14 protein-coding genes, 1 pseudogene and 1 riboswitch are annotated in these 17,094 nt (G+C 72.9%); of the genes and pseudogenes, 4 read left to right on the top strand and 11 right to left on the bottom strand.

Going from position 1 to position 17,094, the window contains the following annotated elements; translation table 11 throughout:
* Positions 1-96: 96 nt before the first annotated feature.
* On the bottom strand, positions 97-948 hold the full coding sequence (locus DC008_RS26420; RefSeq protein WP_108709075.1) for a sulfurtransferase: 852 nt from the start codon (positions 946-948) through the stop codon (positions 97-99).
* A 286-nt stretch (positions 949-1,234) separates the two neighbouring features.
* Between DC008_RS26420 and DC008_RS26415 the strand changes: the two genes are divergently transcribed.
* Positions 1,235-2,038: a VOC family protein gene (locus tag DC008_RS26415; RefSeq protein ID WP_108709074.1), complete on the top strand. Its 804-nt coding sequence runs from the start codon at positions 1,235-1,237 to the stop codon at positions 2,036-2,038.
* Between the two features lie 118 nt (positions 2,039-2,156).
* Here the strand turns inward: DC008_RS26415 and DC008_RS26410 are convergent.
* Positions 2,157-2,480, bottom strand: a pseudogene (locus tag DC008_RS26410) (MFS transporter); the annotation flags it as partial.
* Here DC008_RS26410 and DC008_RS26405 point away from each other — a divergent pair.
* Positions 2,455-2,658, top strand: a complete 204-nt coding sequence (locus DC008_RS26405) for a hypothetical protein (RefSeq protein ID WP_425276552.1) — start codon at positions 2,455-2,457, stop codon at positions 2,656-2,658. The pseudogene DC008_RS26410 and the gene DC008_RS26405 sit on opposite strands and share 26 nt — an antisense overlap.
* A 4-nt stretch (positions 2,659-2,662) precedes the next feature.
* Here DC008_RS26405 and DC008_RS26400 read toward each other — a convergent pair whose 3' ends face one another.
* Genes DC008_RS26400 through DC008_RS26380 form a run of 5 tightly spaced genes read right to left on the bottom strand, consistent with a single transcriptional unit; the run spans position 2,663 to position 8,503 of the window.
* Positions 2,663-3,133 carry a hypothetical protein gene (locus DC008_RS26400; RefSeq protein ID WP_108709073.1) on the bottom strand — a complete coding sequence of 157 codons (471 nt, stop codon included), beginning with the start codon at positions 3,131-3,133 and terminating at the stop codon, positions 2,663-2,665.
* On the bottom strand, positions 3,130-3,777 hold the full coding sequence (locus tag DC008_RS26395; RefSeq protein ID WP_108709072.1) for a thymidine kinase: 648 nt from the start codon (positions 3,775-3,777) through the stop codon (positions 3,130-3,132). Before DC008_RS26395 ends, DC008_RS26400 begins: the two co-directional genes overlap by 4 nt.
* A 49-nt stretch (positions 3,778-3,826) precedes the next feature.
* Entirely contained in the window at positions 3,827-5,020 is a 1,194-nt protein-coding gene (locus DC008_RS26390; protein WP_108709071.1) for an alkaline phosphatase family protein, read from the bottom strand.
* Positions 5,020-5,607 (bottom strand): DUF5998 family protein, encoded by a 588-nt coding sequence (locus DC008_RS26385; RefSeq protein WP_055622092.1) that lies wholly within the window; start codon positions 5,605-5,607, stop codon positions 5,020-5,022. The genes DC008_RS26390 and DC008_RS26385 overlap by 1 nt, the downstream gene beginning before the upstream one ends.
* Before the next feature lie 49 nt (positions 5,608-5,656).
* On the bottom strand, positions 5,657-8,503 hold the full coding sequence (locus DC008_RS26380; RefSeq protein ID WP_108709070.1) for a bifunctional acetate--CoA ligase family protein/GNAT family N-acetyltransferase: 2,847 nt from the start codon (positions 8,501-8,503) through the stop codon (positions 5,657-5,659).
* 177 nt (positions 8,504-8,680) lie between these two features.
* On the opposite strand from DC008_RS26380, the gene DC008_RS26370 reads away from it, so the two are divergent.
* Positions 8,681-8,962: an HPr family phosphocarrier protein gene (locus DC008_RS26370; RefSeq protein ID WP_055622094.1), complete on the top strand. Its 282-nt coding sequence runs from the start codon at positions 8,681-8,683 to the stop codon at positions 8,960-8,962.
* Between the two features lie 202 nt (positions 8,963-9,164).
* Here DC008_RS26370 and DC008_RS26365 read toward each other — a convergent pair whose 3' ends face one another.
* From DC008_RS26365 to DC008_RS26350, 4 genes are all read right to left on the bottom strand, one after another.
* A complete protein-coding gene (locus DC008_RS26365; protein WP_108709069.1) occupies positions 9,165-9,860 on the bottom strand; it encodes a GntR family transcriptional regulator in 696 nt (231 codons plus the stop codon).
* 193 nt (positions 9,861-10,053) lie between these two features.
* Positions 10,054-10,839, bottom strand: coding sequence for a M23 family metallopeptidase (locus tag DC008_RS26360; RefSeq protein WP_108709068.1), 786 nt, complete (start codon positions 10,837-10,839; stop codon positions 10,054-10,056).
* A gap of 12 nt (positions 10,840-10,851) precedes the next feature.
* Positions 10,852-11,015: riboswitch (cyclic di-AMP (ydaO/yuaA leader) on the bottom strand.
* 213 nt (positions 11,016-11,228) lie between these two features.
* Entirely contained in the window at positions 11,229-12,617 is a 1,389-nt protein-coding gene (locus DC008_RS26355) for a M16 family metallopeptidase (protein ID WP_108709067.1), read from the bottom strand.
* Positions 12,614-13,957: a M16 family metallopeptidase gene (locus DC008_RS26350; protein WP_108709066.1), complete on the bottom strand. Its 1,344-nt coding sequence runs from the start codon at positions 13,955-13,957 to the stop codon at positions 12,614-12,616. The genes DC008_RS26355 and DC008_RS26350 overlap by 4 nt, the downstream gene beginning before the upstream one ends.
* Positions 13,958-14,636: 679 nt before the next feature.
* Here DC008_RS26350 and DC008_RS26345 point away from each other — a divergent pair.
* A complete protein-coding gene (locus DC008_RS26345; RefSeq protein ID WP_108709065.1) occupies positions 14,637-17,093 on the top strand; it encodes a DNA gyrase/topoisomerase IV subunit A in 2,457 nt (818 codons plus the stop codon).
* Position 17,094 lies beyond the last annotated feature (1 nt).

Genomic DNA, 17,094 nt, shown 5'->3' with positions numbered 1-17,094 from the left:
ACTCGTGTCTCGCTGAGCGTTCGGGAAGGGCCGCGTCGGACGGACGCGGCCCTTTCCCATGCCACTGCTGGGGGGGGCAGGCCTTCCCCCTTGCCGCTACTGGGGGTCCGGGCCCACGGCCACCGGGCGGGCCGGGTCCGACGACCACTCCGACCACGAACCGACGTACAGGGCCGCCGGGACACCTGCCACGGCGAGAGCCAGCGCCTCATGGGCCGCCGACACGCCCGAGCCGCAGTACACGCCGACATCCGTGCCCTCGACCGCGCCCAGCTCCTTGAAGCGGGCGGCGAGTTCACCGGCGGGCAGGAAGCGGCCGTCCGGGCCCACGTTCTCGTTCGTCGGCGCGGACACGGCACCCGGGATGTGCCCGCCGACCGGGTCGATCGGCTCGACCTCGCCGCGGTACCGCTCCCCCGCCCGCGCGTCCAGCAGCACACCCGACCGCGCGAGGGCCGCCGCGCCGTCGGCGTCGAGCAGTCCGGTCGGCGACGGCACCGGCTCGAAGTCGCCCTCCGCCGGGGCCGGTACGGCCTTCTCCAGCGGCCCCTGCCAGGCCGGCAACCCGCCGTCGAGGACCCGCACATCGGGGTGTCCGGTCCAGCGCAGCAGCCACCAGGCGCGGGCCGCCGCCCAGCCCTGCCCGCCGTCGTACACGACGACGGGACGCGCCGCCGACACGCCCGCCCGTCGCATCGCCCGGCCGAAATCGGCCAGGTCGGGCAGCGGGTGACGGCCGCGCGGGCCGGGCGCGGAGGCCAACTCCCGGTCCAGGTCGACGTAGACCGCGCCGGGGATGTGTCCGGCCACGTACTCCGCCCGGCCGTCGAACGGCGGTTCGCCGTTCGCCGTGGCGAGCGTCAACTGCCAGCGGACGTCCAGCAGCACCGGCGGGGCGTCTCCCGCCAGCACAGTGGCCAGATCGGATGCGGTGATGATGGCGTTCATGGCCCCATCCTCGCGCACAGGGTGGCCGTGACGGCTCACGCCGGTTAATCTGCCCGCCGGACAGGCCCGATCACGAGGCGTACGGGATCGGGCACATGCTGTACAGCCGATCGACATCCGTCGGCCATCGCACGGCACGGATGGTACAGCGCACACCGGGCACCCTCCGGCCGCCGTGCGGCGGCGCGCCCGCGACACGCGCGGCCACGGTGGTGCGAGCATCGGCTCGGGGGTCCGGACAGCGGAAGCGACACGGCCTGCGCCAGCGGCCGAGGAGAGAGTGACGATGACCGAGGCACGGGGGTCGGCCGGCCCGAACGGCGCGACGCACGCCCGGCACGCGCCCGGCACGCCCTGCTGGGTGAGCCTGATGGCACACGCACCGGACGCCACCCAGGAGTTCTACGGAGCGCTGTTCGGCTGGGAGTTCCAGCCCGGCCCTCAGCAACTCGGACCGTATCTGCGGGCGCTGCTCGACGGGCGCGAGGTGGCCGGTATCGGCCAGTTGCCGCCCGACCGTGATCTGCCGATCGCCTGGACGCCCTACCTCGCCTCGCCCGACGTCGACGCGACCGCCGAGACGGTACGGCTGTGCGGCGGCACGGTGGGTGTGGGGCCGCTGGACGCCGGTGAGGCCGGCCGCATGGCGATCTGCTCCGACCCCGCCGGGGCCGTCTTCGGCGTCTGGCAGACCGCCGCGCACCTCGGCACGGCCGTCTCCGGCGTCCCCGGCACCCCCGCCTGGAACGAACTGCGGACCTACGAGTCCGAGAACATCGCCAAGTTCTACGCCACCGTGTTCGGTTACGAGGAGGAGCCGGCCGGTGCCGACGCCCCCGACCATGTCACCCTGCTCGTCGACGGCCGCCCGGTCGCGGACATCCACGGCGACGGTGCCGCGCTTGCCCGGGACCGGGGCGCGCACTGGCTGACGTACTTCACCGTGCCGGACACCGACGCCGCCGTGGACCGGGTCGTCGGGCTCGGAGGAAGGTCGTTGGTCGCGCCCCATGACACCGCGCACGGCCGGGTCGCCACGGTGACCGATCCGGAGGGGGCGCGGTTCGCGGTGGTGGGGGAGGCGAGTTGACGGCTTTCGGCGGGGGCCGTTGAACCGGGCCTCTTTCAGCGGGGGTTGTGAAGCGGGCGTCGAGGCGGTGGCGGGACTGGACCGCCAGGGCCGCCGCCATGAGGAGGGCGGGCAGGAGTGTGAAGCCGAGCAGGATGGCGGTGTGCGCGCCGCCGGACCGGGTGACCTCCTCGCCGGCCCGCGCGGCCGCGTAGCCGCCGAGGGCGAGGGCCGCCGAGCAGAGGTGGGGACCGGCCGCCGCGCCCGTCGCCTCCGTCACGGTCCACACGCCGCTGTAGGCGCCGGTACGTCCGATCTCGTCGCCGTCGGCCGCGCGGACCGTGTCCGGGACCATCGAGAACGGGAAGAGCTGAAGTCCCGCGAAGCACACGCCGGGTACGAGCGCGCACAGCACTTGGACGACGAGCCCGGCCGCCTTGCCCGACCCTGCGGCTCGCAGCATCCCCCGTACGCACATCCACTGCGTCGGCCCGGCCCCGGAGGGCATCACCCGCCGCCCGGCCCCGGCGACCCAGCCGAACGGTTCCCCGTCCCGGGCCCACGAACTGCCCACGGGACACGACTGCATGATCCCCACGCCGAAGGAACTCGGCGACCCGCTGCTGAACCTCAGCGGCTGAGCGCTCAGGTACCCGGCCTGTCGGTGGAGGACGACTCCTTGTCGGACTCAGCGGGCTGCTGGGTGAAGAAGGACAGGTGCCAGGCGCCGTCCTCCCGTATCACCGTGAAGCTGTCCCGCAGGGGGCGACCCGCCTTGTCCTCGGCTTCGAGGCGGGCCGAGCCGGTGTCCGGGCCCATGTCGAGGTCGACCCGCACGCCCTCGATCCGCCATCCGCGTCCGCCCCGGTTCGCGAGGATCCGTTCGGCCTCCCGCCTGGACCACGTCTCGTCCGCCACGCCCCCGACGTCGATCAGCCGGGCGACGCTGCGGGAGTTCAGGGCGTCGACGTACGCCACGACGGCGGCGCGAGCCCCGTCTGCCGATGCCGAGGAACTGGATGACGCGGGCTGGTCGTCGCCGGACGCGCAGCCGGGCAGCAAGGCCAGTGCGGCCACCGCCGTCAGGACGGTCGGCAGACGCCGGCCGGCGCTCATGTCGCCGTCACCGGCAGGACGTCCGGTGACAGGGCCGCCGCGCGGGCCGTCGCCGCTGTCATGCGGCGGCGGTGGTGGCGGCGGCACAGGACCTCGTAGCCGATGGCGTCGGACTGGTTGACGTCGCCGACGACGACCTGGGCGCCTTCGACGACCATCTCGCCGCCGATCGTGCGGGCGTTGTGCGTGGCGCGGGCGCCGCACCAGCACAGGGCCTCGACCTGGAGGACCTCGACGCGGTCGGCCAGTTCCACCAGGCGCTGGGAGCCGGGGAAGAGCTTGGTGCGGAAGTCGGTCGTGATGCCGAAGGCGAAGACGTCGAGGCCCAGGTCGTCGACGACGCGGGCGAGTTGGTCTATCTGCTCCGGGGCGAGGAACTGCGCCTCGTCGGCGATGACGTAGTCGGCGCGGCCGCCCCGGGAGAGGTGGTCGACGACATAGGCGTACAGGTCGGCGCCGTCCTCGACCTCCACCGCGTCGGTGACCAGGCCGAGCCGGGAGGACAGCTTGCCCTCGCCCGCGCGGTCGTCACGCGTGAAGATGATGCCGGCCAGGCCCTGTGCCGAACGGTTGTGCTCGATCTGGAGAGCCAGCGTCGACTTCCCGCAGTCCATGGTTCCGGAGAAGAACACCAGCTCGGGCATGTGGGGTCGAGCGCCTTTCGGTGAGGGAGCCATCAAGGGGTGCGGGGCTTCAGGAGCGTACTTCGAGCAACGGGACCAGCTGCTCGGCGGGGGTCATCGAGCCGTGGTTGCCGACCATCGCCGACTCCTTGGGCTCCCGTTCGGACGCGATGATCAGGACGTCGTCCCGCGCGGCCGCGATCACGTCGCCGAGGCGGCCGTGGACCCGCTCGTCGATCTTCGGGCCGAACCAGCCCGCCTCGATCGCCTCGTCCCGCGACGCCACCCAGAACTGCTCCCCCAGCACCTCGCGCCAGCAGGTCAGGACGTCCTGCGCGGCGCCGGGCACCGCGTAGACGTGCCGCGCCCGGCCCTCGCCGCCCAGCAGGGCGACCCCGGCCCGCAGCTCCCAGTCCGCGTCGAAGTCGATGCGGTGGTCCTCGTCGAAGGGCACGTCGATCATGCCGTGGTCGGCGGTGACGTAGAGCGCGGTGCGCGGCGGGAGCTGTTCGGCCAGGCGCTGGACGAGCCGGTCGACGTACATGAGCTGGCCGCGCCAGGTGTCGGAGTCGACGCCGTAGCGGTGTCCGGCGCCGTCGAGCTCGGCGTAGTACGTGTAGACCAGCGAGCGGTCGCCCGCCGCCAGCTGCTCGGCGGCCAGGTCGACACGGTCCTCGCCGGTCAGGCGCCCGAGGAAGCTGCCGCCGCTGAGGGCGACCTTGGTGAGCGGGGTGTTCTGGAAGGTGGGGGACGAGACCTGCGCGGCGTGCACGCCCGCGCGGTGCGCCAGCTCGAAGACGGTGGGGTACGGCTGCCAGATCTGCGGCGGGGTCCAGGGGTTCCAGCGGAGCTGGTTCATCAGCTCGCCGGTGTCGGGGTTGCGCACGGTGTAGCCGGGCAGGCCGTGCGCGCCGGGCGGCTTGCCGGTGCCGACGGAGGCGAGCGACGTCGCCGTGGTCGCCGGGAAGCCCGCGGTGATGGGGTTCCCGCTGCCGCCGCGGGAACCGGCGAGGAGCGACGCCATGAACGGCGCCTCGTCGGGGTGCGCCCGCAGCTGCTCCCAGCCGAGCCCGTCGATCAGGAACACGCAGTTGCGGTCGGCGGCGGACAGCTCGGTGATCGCGGCCGTCATGTCCGGTACGCCCATGCCCGCGGCCAGCGTGGGCAGCAGGTCGGCGAGGGATCCGCCGCCGTACTGGGGGACGGGGGCGGAGGCGACGGCGAGGGGTTCCGGGTGGGCGTCCCAGGCGGCGGTGTGGACCATCAGCGGGCGACGTCCGCGGTCGCCTCGGAGAGCGACTGGGCGAAGAGAAGGGCCTGGCGGACGGTCTCCGGACCGTCACCGGCCTCGCTGACCCGCAGGCTGAGGTCGTCCGCCGTCGAGCTGCCCGTGTAGCCGTGGTCGGCCTCGCAGTTGGGGTCGCCGCAGGCGGCGGGCTCCAGGTCGATCCGGGAGACGGCGCCCCAGCCGATGGTGAGGACGATCTCACGGGGCAGGGTGCCCGGCGTGTACTGCTCCGGGTTGGCGACGACACGGCTGACGACGACCGACGAGATCCGGCCGAGCTTGACCGACTCGGTGGACGTCGTGGCGTACGGCGTCGGAGAGGTGCTGTCGGCGGCCTGCTCGTCGGTGTGGCTGACGATGAAGCGGTTGTGCGTGAGGACGAGCACGGTCACATGCCGGCGCACCTCGTTCTGGTCGAACGTCGTCTCCTGGTGGACCAGGTACGACCGGATGGGCTCGCCGCCCACGGCGGCCTCCACCGCCTCGGCCACGAGGGCCGGGTAGTAGCCGCTGCGCTCGATCGCCGCACGCAGCCCCTGGGTCGTCGTACTGGTCTTGGCCATGACGCCATCCTACGGGGGTGCACTGACTGCGAGGCACCGGTCAAGGGTCTCAGTAGGCGGGCAGGGTCCGCGGCCCGAGGTCGTCGCGGGCGGGCGGCGGCGCCAGCCGCACGGAGGCGCCGAGCACGCTGAGGCCGTGCCCGGCGACGACCACCGGTTCGAGGGTGACGGCGACGACCTCGGGGTGGTCGTGGACCAGCCGCGACACCCGCAGCAGCAGCTCCTCCAGGGCCGGGGTGTCGACGGGCGCGGAGCCCCGCCAGCCGAACAGCAGCGGGGCGGTCCGGATGGCGCGGACCAGCGAGGCGGCGTCGCGGTCGGTGACCGGGACCAGGCGGTGCGCCATGTCCCCGAGCAGCTGGGAGGCGGCACCGGCGAGCCCGAAGGACAGCACAGCACCGGCCGCCGGGTCGATCACCGCGCGTACGACGGTGTCGACGCCGCGTGGTGCCATGCGCTGCACGACCGGCCTGAGCTCCTCCGGCTTGCCGAACAGCTCGGCCAACTCGGTGTACGCCCGACGCAGTTGCTCCTCGTCCGCGAGGTCGAGCCGGACGCCGCCGAGGTCGGCGCGGTGCCGCAGATGGGGCGCGGTGGCCTTGAGGGCGACGGGGTAGCCGAGCGTCTCGGCGGCCTCCACGGCGGCGTCGGCGGTGGGGGCGTGCAGCGCGCGGTGCACCTGGACGCCGTAGGTGCCGAGCAGCTCGCAGGTGTCGTCGGTGCCGAGCGTGAGGCCCTGGCCGCGGGCGAGCAGCCGGTCGATGAGCCGGGCGGCGCCCTTCTCGTCGATGTCGTCGTACTCGGGGACGCGGCCGGGTTCCGCGGCCTCGCGTCGCCACTGGGCGTACTTGACGGCTTCGCCGAGCGCGCGGACGGCCCGTTCGGCGGCCGGGTAGGCGGGGATGAGACGGGGTGCGGCGTCACCCTCGCCGTCCGGTCCGGGCTGCGGGTCGGCCGGGAAGTCGAGGGGGCGGACGGGGTGAGGGCGGGGCAGGGTGCCGCGGGCGGTGGCGTCGGTCCGAGGTGCGGTGCTGGCGGCGGCCGACAGGGCCTCGGCCAGTCCGCCCAGCTCGACGTGCACGACCAGGACCGGCTTGCCCGGCACCCGTTCTGCCGCCGACCGCAGGGCTTCGGCGAGCTCGGCGTCCCGGGTCGAGGCGTCGCCGATCCCCGGGATCGCGGTGACCACGACGGCGTCACAGGTGTCGTCGGCGAGCGCGTGGGACAGGGCGGTGTGGAAGTCGGCGGCGGACGCCGCGGTCGTCAGGTCGAGCGGCGGCAGGGGGCGCAGCCCCTCCGCGAGGCAGGCGTCGTACGTGAGCAGGCCGAGCGACTCGGAGTTGCCGAGGATCGCCACCCGGGGGCCGGCCGGCAGCGGCTGGCGGGCGAGCAGCAGTCCCGCGTCGACCAGCTCGGTGATGGTGTCGACGCGGATCACACCGGCCTGGCGCAGCAGCGCGGACACGGTGGCGTGCGGCAGCCGTGTGACGCGGACGGTGTGGCCCTGCGGGGCGGCGCCGCCGTGCCGGGCGCCCTGGACCACGACGAGCGGCTTGGCCGCCGCCGTGCGCCGGGCGAGGCGGGTGAACTTGCGGGGGTTGCCGATGGACTCCAGGTACATGAGGGCGACATCGGTGTCGGGGTCGTCGTACCAGTACTGGAGGACGTCGTTGCCGCTGACGTCGGCGCGGTTGCCGGAGGAGACGAACGTGGACACGCCGGTGACCCCGGTGACGCCGCCGCCGCGGCGGTGCAGCCGGGAGAGCAGCGCGATGCCGATGGCGCCGGACTGGGCGAACAGCCCGATCCGGCCGGGGCGGGGCATCTCGGGGGCGAGGGAGGCGTTCAGCCGGACCTGGTCGGAGGTGTTGATGACGCCGAAGGCGTTGGGGCCGATGATCCGCATGCCGTAGCTGCGCGCCTGCCGTACGAGGGCGCGCTGCCGCTCGCGTCCGTCGGGCCCGCTCTCGGCGTATCCGGCGGAGAGGACGACCAGTCCCTGGACGCCGTGCTCACCGCACTCGGCGACGACGTCGGGCACGTGCTCGGCGGGGACGGCGACGACCGCGAGGTCGACCTGCTCCTCGATCTCCCGCACGGACCGGTGCGCGGGTACTCCGTCGATCTCCTCGAGGTCCTTCGGGAACGCCCTGTTCACCGCGTACACCCGGCCGGTGAACCCGGCGTCCGTGATGTTGCCGAGGACGCCGCGGCCGACGCCGCCCGGGGTGCGCCCGACGCCCACGACGGCGACCGAGCCGGGCACGAGGAGGCGCTGCACCGATCGGGCGTCGGCGCGCTGCTCGCGCGCGTACTGCACGGCGAGCGAGCGGTCGGTGGGCTCCAGGTCGAACTCCAGACGGACGACGCCGTCCTCGAAGCTGCGCTTCTGGGTGTACCCGGCGTCCGTGAACACCTTGATCATCTTGTTGTTGGCGGGCAGCACCTCGGCGGCGAACCGGCGTATGCCGCGCTCCCGGGCGACCGCCGCGATGTGCTCGAGCAGGGCGGAGGCGACGCCGCGCCCCTGGTGGGCGTCCTGGACGAGGAAGGCGACCTCGGCCTCGTCGGCGGGGGCGGACGCGGGCGTCCCGTCGGCGCCGATCCGGTCGTACCGCACGGTGGCGATGAACTCGCCGCCGACGGTGGCCGCGAGTCCCACCCGGTCCACGAAGTCGTGGTGCGTGAAGCGGTGGACGTCCTTGGCGGACAGGCGTGGGTAGGGCGCGAAGAAGCGGTAGTACTTCGACTCGTCCGACACCTGCTCGTAGAAGCTGACCAGGCGCTCGGCGTCGTCGACGGTGATGGGACGGATGCGGGCGGTGCCGCCGTCGCGCAGCACCACGTCGGCTTCCCAGTGGGCGGGGTACACGTGCCGGTCCGAGGCGCTCTGCATGGGGCCAGGTTACGGCTCGCGTACGACACCGGCGCGAGGCAGGCTGGTCCCGACGTCCCGCGGGCCGGGGCCGGGATCCGGCGGCCGTCGAGGCAGGGGCGCCCGGGCCGTTCCGCCGGGCCCCCCTCGTGTGGGAAACTGGTCTAGACAACCCTGAACCACGAAGGGCAGCAACACATGGCTGAGCGCCGCGTCAACGTCGGCTGGGCCGAGGGTCTCCACGCCCGCCCCGCCTCCATCTTCGTCCGGGCCGCCACGGCCACGGGAGTCCCGGTGACCATCGCCAAGGCCGACGGCAACCCCGTCAACGCGGCCTCGATGCTGGCCGTCCTGGGCCTGGGCGCCCAGGGTGGCGAGGAGATCGTCCTGGCCTCCGACGCCGAGGGCGCGGACGCCGCCCTCGACCGTCTGGCCAAGCTGGTCGCCGAGGGCCTCGACGAACTGCCCGCGACGGTCTGAGGGGTCCGGGCGGGTATCCCGCACGGAACCAGGAAGCCGCGTCCGCCTGACCGGCGGGCGCGGCTTGGTCTTTCCCACCGCATTACCGCCCGGAGCGCATGGAATCTCACGGCGGCGGGCTCCATAATTACCCGAGCACCCGAAAAAGGGCAGCGGGAATTCACCGCCCCGAAATTGCTCTTCTTTGTATACGGTGCCGGTGTTAATTCCGCAGGCTCGGCATGTTTACGGCATGTTGCGAATTCCTCACACGCTCCGTGCGGTCGCCGCCCGAGCCGAAGCGCAGCCGGTGCGCGGACAGCCCGCGCTCGGTGTGCAGGGTGGTGAGCGCGCGGGCGCGTTCGCCGTCGCCGCGCGCCACCGCGTCCACGATCGCGCCGTGCTCGGCCCAGATCTCCGCGGGGTCGGCGGACGCCTGCACGGTGTACATCCAGGCGATCTTGTGCCGCAGCTGGGTCAGCGTCGAGGTCAGCGCGGTACTGCCGGACGCCTGGGCCAGCGTCTCGTGGAACCAGCCGCCCAGCGAGCGCAGATCCTCGCTGTTGCCGCCCCTGGCCCGCTCCTGCCCCAGCCTGACCAGCCCGCGCAGCACCTTGAGGTGGGCCTCGGTGCGCCGCTGGGCGGCCCGGGCGGCGCCGAGGGGTTCCAGCAGGGTGCGCATCTCCAGCACGTCCGCGGCCTCCTGCTCGGTCGGCTCCGCCACGCACGCGCCCGCGTGCCGGCGGGTCACCACGAAGCCCTCCGCCTCCAGGGTGCGCAGTGCCTCGCGCACGGGGACACGGGAGACGCCGTAGCGGCGGGCGAGGACTTCCTCCGTGAGACGGCCGCCGCGCTCCAGGACACCGGCGACGATGTCGTCCCGGATCGCGGTGCACACCGAGTGCGCCGGAATACGCATGCCGACCTCCGCCTTAATCCCCGTGAAACGTCGACGAATGACGTGTGTTCAGCGACTCTATGGCAAGGAGCGTCAATTTCCGACGGCAGGCCGGAATCCATGGATATTTTTTGGACAGTCATTGTCCAGAAAGACCGAAAGCCCCGGCTCGGGAGCCGGGGCTGCGGTAAGGCGGTCGGAGACGCCGGAGGTCTCAGATGTCGACGCCGTGCGAGCGGAGGTAGGCGACGGGGTCGATGTCGGAGCCGTACTCGGCGGTGGTGCGCGCCTCGAAGTGCAGATGCGCCCCGGTGACGTTGCCGGTGGCGCCGGACAGGCCGATCTGCTGGCCGGGGGTCACGGTCTGGCCGACCGAGACGCCGATGGACGACAGGTGGCCGTACTGGGTGTAGGTGCCGTCGTTCATCTTGATCACGACGTTGTTGCCGTAGGCGCCGCCCCAGCCGGCCTCCACGACGGTGCCGGCGCCGACCGCGTGCACGGAGGTGCCGCTCGCGGCGTGGAAGTCGATACCGGTGTGGCTGCCGGAGGACCAGACGGCCCCGCCGGACTGGTACGAGGTGGACACGTACGACCCGGCGATCGGGGATACGTAGGAGAGCAGGCGCTTGCGCTCGGCCTCCCGGGCGGCGCGCTCCTTGGCCTCGCGCTCCTCCTTGGCCTTCTCGGCGGCCAGGTGGCGCGCGGCCTCCTCGGCGGCCTGCTTACGGGCCGCGGCCTCGGCGGCGGCCCGCTCCTGGGCGGCGGCCTGCGCGTCGATCTGGAGGGCGATCGTGTCCTCGACGGCGACGACCGGGATGAGGCCGGTCTGCTCCGCGGCGGGCTCGGCGGCCAGCGCCGGGGCCGCGAGGGTGCCCACGACGCCGGTGGCGGTGAGGGCGGCGACACCGGCCGCGCGGGCCGTGGTGCGCTCGAACCGGCCGGGCTTGCGGTGCTTCCCGGAGGGGCGGTTCTTCCCCGAGGCGCAGCTGAACGCCATGTGGTGGCTGATCCTTTCCTTCCCTCTCGCCTACCGGGTTAGCTGACGGGTTCGGAGCAGGAAGGTCTCCTACGGGCCCCCTCGCGGCTGCGCGGGCGTCCGATTCACCCCAGGGACTGCGATGGGTCCCCGGCTCCCCTGGCTCGCGCCGTACGGGGACTCGGCGATGACTGTCCGGTGCCGCGGACGCGGCGCACTGCTGGACGAACAGCCCGGAAGACGCTAAGCGGGGCGGCTTTCAATTCCCAAACGGATCGGGGCTTTTGTAGTGCATCCCACAGGGCAGACAGGCAACCTCCGCATCAATTCGGGCATAAGGGAGCCCCGGTGACACAGCCGTCACCGGGGCTCGCCTCGCGCGCCGGTCCGTCGCGGGGCCGGCGAATCCTCTACTCGGCCGTCACGACGGTGACTTCACCGATGCCGAGGGCCTCCACGGGCTCCCGGATCGCCGAGGCGTCCCCGACGAGGACCGTGACGAGGCGGTCCGCCGGGAAGGCGCTGACGACCGCGGCCGTGGCCTCGACGGTGCCGGTGGCGGCGAGCTGCTGGTACAGCTTCGCCTGGTAGTCGTCGGGCAGATGCTGCTCGACCTGGTCGGCCAGGGTGCCCGCCACGGCGGCGGCCGTCTCGTACTTCAGCGGCGCCACCCCGACGAGGTTCTGCACGGCGAAGTCCCGCTCGGCGTCGGTGAGTCCCTCGGCGGCGATCCCGCGCAGGACGGTCCACAGGTCGTCCAGGGCGGGGCCGGTGTTGGGGGTGTCGACGGAGCCGGTGATGGCGAGCATCGAGGCGCCGGTGCCGTCCGGCGCCGAGCGCAGGACCTGGCCGAACGCGCGCACGCCGTACGTGTAGCCCTTCTCCTCGCGCAGGACCTTGTCCAGGCGGGAGGTGAGGGTGCCGCCGAGGCAGTACGTGCCGAGCACCTGCGCCGGCCATACGCGGTCGTGCCGGTCGGGTCCGATCCGGCCGATCAGCAGCTGCGTCTGGACGGCGCCGGGGCGGTCCACGATGACGACCCGCCCGGTGTCGTCCGCGGTGACCGGCGGGACGGGCCGCGGCTCGGCCTGCGAACCGGTCCAGGCGCCCAGGCTGTCGCCCAGCAGGGCGTCCAGGTCGACGCCGGTCAGGTCGCCGACGACCACGACGGTGGAGGTGGCGGGGCGGACATGCCGCTCGAAGAAGGCGCGTACGGCCGCGGAGTCGATGCCGGCGACGGTCTCCTCGGTGCCCTGGCGCGGGCGCGACATGCGCGAGGACGCCGGGAACAGCTGCCGGGACAGCTCCTTGGCCGCCCGGCGCGACGGGTTCGCCAGCTCGTGCGGGATCTCGTCGAGGCGGTTGCGCACCAGGCGCTCCACCTCGGCGTCGGCGAACAGCGGCGCCCTGAGCGCGTCGGCGAGCAGGTCCAGCGCCTTCGGGAGCCGGGAGACCGGCACCTCCAGGCTGACGCGCACGCCCGGGTGGTCGGCGTAGGCGTCGAGGGTGGCGCCGCAGCGCTCCAGCTCGGCGGCGTACTCCTCGGCGGTGTGCTTGTCGGTGCCCTCGGACAGGGCCCGCGCCATGATCGTCGCGATACCGTCGAGGCCCTTGGGCTCGGCGTCGAGCGGGGTGTCGAGGAGGACCTCGACCGCGACGACCTGCTGGCCGGGGCGGTGGCAGCGCAGCACCGTCAGACCGTTGTCCAGCGTGCCGCGCTCGGGGGCCGGGAACGCCCAGGGGCGGGGCGCGCCGGCCTGGGGCTGCGGGTGGAACTCCATGCTGGCGAGCTCGGTCACTGCGCCGACTCCTCGTTCTCGTCGGTGGTCTCGTCGGCCTCGGTGGCGGTCGGCTCGTACACGAGCACCGCGCGGTTGTCGGGGCGCAGCCGGGCCTGGGCGACCGCCTGCACCTCCTCGGCGGTGACCTCGAGGACGCGCCCGACGGCGGTGAAGGCGAGCTGCGGGTCGCCGAACAGGACGGCGTACCGGCACAGTTCGTCGGCGCGGCCGGCGCAGGTGCCGAGCCGGTCCAGCCACTCGCGCTCCAGCTGGGCCTGCGCGCGCTCCATCTCCTCGGCGGTGGGCCCCTCCGCGGCAAAGCGGGCGAGCTCCTCGTCGACGGCCGCCTCGATCACGGGCACCTCGACGTCGCCGGAGGTCTTCACGTCCAGCCAGCCCAGGGAGGGCGCGCCGGCCAGGCGGAGCAGGCCGAAGCCGGCCGCGACGGCCGTACGGTCGCGCCGCACCAGCCGGTTGTAGAGCCGGGAGGACTCGCCGCCGCCGAGAACGGTGAGCGCCAGGTCGGCGGCGTCGCACTCGCGCGTGCCGTCACTCGGCAGCCGGTAGGCGGCCATCATCGCCCGCGCCGGGACGTTCTCCTCGACGACCTCGCGCAGCTCCTTGCCGATCACGTCGGGCAGCGAGCCGTCGCGCGGGGCGGGCTTGCCGTCGTGGGCCGGGATGGAGCCGAAGTACTTCTCGACCCAGGCGAGCGTCTGCTCGGGGTCGATGTCGCCGACGATCGACAGCACGGCGTTGTTCGGCGCGTAGTAGGTGCGGAAGAACGCGCGCGCGTCCTCCAGGCTCGCCGCGTCCAGGTCGGCCATCGAGCCGATCGGCGTGTGGTGGTAGGGGTGCCCGTCGGGGTACGACATCGCGGTCAGGCGCTCGAACGCGGTGCCGTACGGGACGTTGTCGTAGCGCTGGCGGCGCTCGTTCTTCACGACGTCCCGCTGGTTCTCCAGGCCCTCCTCGTCGAGCGCGACCAGGAGGCTGCCCATGCGGTCGGCCTCCAGCCACAGCGCGAGCTCCAGCTGGTGGGCGGGCATGGTCTCGAAGTAGTTGGTGCGCTCGAAGCTGGTGGTGCCGTTCGGCGAGCCGCCCGCGCCCTGGACGAGCTCGAAGTGACCCGTGCCCTTCACGCTGTTCGAGCCCTGGAACATCAGGTGCTCGAAGAGGTGGGCGAGTCCGGTACGGCCCTTGACCTCGTGGCGGGAGCCGACGTCGTACCAGAGGCAGACCGCGGCGACCGGTGCGAGGTGGTCCTCGGAGAGCACCACGCGCAGGCCGTTGGCCAGGCGGTGCTCTGTCGCGGTGAGGCCGCCGGATTGTGCCTCCGGTGTGGCCGTGTGACCCATGGGCAAGATGTCCTTCCGGTCGCGTGCGCTGCGTTGTGTCGAGCGGATCCTGCTCAGCTCCTGCCACTGTATGCAGCGTGCGAAGGCTCGGCGAAGTTCCCGGATGGAACGTTGTGCCGGTCAGGCGGGGGCCGCGGCCTCCTTCGTTGCCCGGATGGACCCGCCGGGCCCCTCGGCCGGGCCTCACCGGGCCGGTACGTCGGAGCCGGGCGGTCCGGGACCCGGGCCGACGCCCGGTGGCTCGACCTGGCATGCTTCCCGTCGATCACCCCTGAGGGTGAACGGTCGCGCGGCACCGGCTTGCCGCCGGCGCCGTGCGCGGTCCCTAGGGGGTGTCTTGTCGATCAGGCCGGGTCAGCTCCCGGTGTCTGGTGCCGTGCATCGCAAGGCGGAGGAGGGAGCCGATGCGGCGCATCGGGGACCGACGACAACGCGGCGAGGCGCGGTGCCAGGCGCCGGGAGCCCGGCCTGATCGGCAAAGCACCTCCTGGCGGGCCGGCCGGTGCCGCCTGCGCCACCGCGGTCGCGGGAGGAGACCGGCGTCGGCGACACTCGTTCCTCGCCGGGCGGGAGCCCAACATCGGGTCCTGGTCGGTGGTTGTCAGTGCCGCGGTCCACAATGGTCCGCGTCAGACCCGTCACACGCTTGCGCCACAGCACACAGAAGGAGCCGGCAGCGATGGCCCGCCGCAGCACGAAGACCCCGCCGCCCGACGACTCGTTCGAGGAGCGGATCCTCGACATCGACGTCGTCGACGAGATGCAGGGCTCCTTCCTCGAGTACGCCTACTCGGTCATCTACTCGCGTGCCCTGCCGGACGCCCGCGACGGCCTGAAGCCGGTGCACCGGCGCATCGTCTACCAGATGAACGAGATGGGCCTGCGCCCCGACCGCGGCTATGTGAAGTGCGCCCGTGTCGTCGGCGAGGTCATGGGCAAGCTGCACCCGCACGGCGACGCGTCGATCTACGACGCCCTGGTGCGCATGGCCCAGCCCTTCTCGATGCGTGTGCCGCTGGTGGACGGCCACGGCAACTTCGGCTCGCTGGGCAACGACGACCCGCCGGCCGCCATGCGGTACACCGAGTGCCGGCAGGCGCAGGCGACGAGCCTGATGACGGAGTCCATCGACGAGGACACGGTCGACTTCGCCCCGAACTACGACGGCCAGGAGCAGGAGCCGGTCGCCCTGCCGGCCGCCTTCCCGAACCTCCTGGTCAACGGCGCGTCCGGCATCGCCGTCGGCATGGCCACGAACATGCCGCCGCACAACCTCTCCGAGGTCATCGCCGCCGCCCGGCATCTGATCCGCCACCCCAACGCGGATCTCGACACCCTGATGAGGCACGTCCCCGGCCCCGACCTGCCCACCGGCGGCCGGATCGTCGGCCTCTCCGGCATCCGGGACGCCTACGAGACGGGCCGCGGCACCTTCAAGATCCGCGCCACGGTCGAGATCGAGACGGTCACCGCCCGCCGCAAGGGCCTGGTCGTCACCGAGCTGCCCTTCACGGTCGGCCCCGAGAAGGTCATCGCCAAGATCAAGGACCTGGTCGGCTCGAAGAAGCTCCAGGGCATCGCCGACGTCAAGGACCTCACCGACCGCGAGCACGGACTGCGCCTGGTCATCGAGATCAAGAACGGCTTCGTGCCCGAGGCCGTCCTGGAGCAGCTGTACAAGCTGACGCCGATGGAGGAGTCCTTCGGCATCAACAATGTGGCGCTGGTCGACGGGCAGCCGCTCACCCTGGGCCTGAAGGAGCTGCTGGAGGTCTACCTCGACCACCGCTTCGAGGTCGTACGGCGCCGCAGCGAGTTCCGGCGCGGCAAGCGGCGGGACCGGCTGCACCTGGTCGAGGGCCTGCTCACGGCGCTCATCGACATCGACGAGGTCATCCGTCTGATCCGCTCCAGCGAGAACAGCGCGCAGGCGAAGGAGCGTCTGATCGGTCGCTTCTCGCTGTCCGACGTGCAGACGCAGTACATTCTCGACACCCCCCTGCGCCGTCTCACCAAGTTCGACCGCATCGAGCTGGAGGCGGAGAAGGAGCGGCTGGGCCAGGAGATCGACGAGCTGACCCGGATCCTGGAGTCGGACGCGGAGCTGCGCAAGCTGGTCTCGGCCGAACTGGCGGCGGTGGCGAAGAAGTTCGGCACCGAGCGGCGTACGGTCCTGCTGGAGTCGGCCGGCACCCAGGTGTCCGCCGTGCCGCTGCAGGTCGCGGACGACCCGTGCCGGGTGCTGCTGTCCTCGACGGGGCTGCTGGCCCGTACGGCGAACGGCGACCCGTTCGCGGACGACGGCGACGCCAAGCGGTCCAAGCACGACGTGATCGTCTCGGCGGTGCCGGCCACGGCCCGCGGCGAGGTCGGCGCGGTGACGTCGACGGGCCGGCTGCTGCGGATCAGCGTGGTCGACCTGCCGCAGCTCCCGGAGACCGCGACGCGGCCCAACCTCGCGGGCGGCGCCCCGCTGACGGAGTTCCTCTCCCTGACGGAGGGCGAGCGGGTGGTCTGCCTGACGACGCTCGACGAGTCCTCCCCCGGCCTGGCGCTCGGCACCGAGCAGGGCGTCGTCAAGCGGGTGGTCCCCGACTATCCGTCCAACAAGGAGGAGCTGGAGGTCATCACCCTGAAGGAGGGTGACCGGATCGTCGGCGCGGTCGAGCTGCGCACCGGCGAGGAGGACCTCGTGTTCATCACGGACGACGCCCAGCTGCTGCGCTACCAGGCCTCCCTGGTGCGCCCGCAGGGCCGTCCGGCGGGCGGTGTGACCGGTATCAAGCTGGCGGAGGGCGCGAAGGTCATCTCGTTCACGGCGGTGGACCCGGCGTCCGACGCGGTGGTGTTCACGGTCGCCGGTTCGCGCGGCACCCTGGACGACTCGGTGCAGACGACGGCGAAGATGACGCCGTTCGACCAGTACCCGCGCAAGGGCCGCGCCACAGGTGGTGTGCGCTGCCAGCGGTTCCTGAAGGGCGAGGACTGCCTCTCCCTGGCCTGGGCGGGTCCCGCCCCGGCGCGGGCCGCCCAGAAGAACGGCACACCGGCCGAACTGCCCGAGATGGACCCGCGCCGCGACGGCTCGGGTGTCTCCCTGCCGAAGACGGTAGCGGTGGTGGCAGGACCGTTCTGAT

Origin of the sequence: Streptomyces nigra, from assembly GCF_003074055.1 — a bacterium.
Taxonomy (GTDB): domain Bacteria; phylum Actinomycetota; class Actinomycetes; order Streptomycetales; family Streptomycetaceae; genus Streptomyces; species Streptomyces nigra.
The sequence above is the reverse complement of the archived record's forward strand: the minus strand, read 5'-3'. Positions and strand labels throughout refer to the sequence as shown.